Source organism: Flavobacterium silvaticum (assembly GCF_012911565.1).
In the GTDB taxonomy this organism is placed as follows: domain Bacteria; phylum Bacteroidota; class Bacteroidia; order Flavobacteriales; family Flavobacteriaceae; genus Flavobacterium; species Flavobacterium silvaticum.
In genome coordinates, this window is the sequence record NZ_JAAMPU010000052.1 from 1 (window position 1) to 403 (window position 403).

Here is a 403-nt window from a genome sequence, read left to right on the forward strand (position 1 = left end):
CGTTGCTTCCCTGTGTCAATACGATGTTGTAGACACCGCTCGGGTATTTCTCCCCGAACTGGGCCAGTTCGATCCGGCTGGCCCCGAAGGATCTTTCCTCAAGCAGTTTACCGATCATGTCATACACACGTACCTGCACGGCTTCCTCCGAAGTGGAATCCAGGTCGAGCGAGAAGCTCTCGGTATACGGGTTCGGGAACACCGTGGCGTCGAAACGCTGTGCGATCACTTCAGGCTGCTGTGTCCCGTCCTGGCGCAATACCCCCGGAGCATACACGAAACAGGCCTCGCCGAACGGTGAATGGTAACCCGTGGTCCTCACGGCCACACGTACCATGTACTTGCCGCCCGGTATGTAACCCGGCACCATGCTGAAGTTGAAGTAGGACAGGGTACGGTCCAC

General features: G+C 57.8%; 1 protein-coding gene. It reads right to left on the reverse strand.

Translation table 11 applies throughout. From position 1 onward, the window contains the following. Positions 1-367 (reverse strand): T9SS type A sorting domain-containing protein (locus G6047_RS00185; protein WP_169525285.1); only part of this gene is annotated, 367 nt, incomplete at its 3' end. Positions 368-403 lie beyond the last annotated feature (36 nt).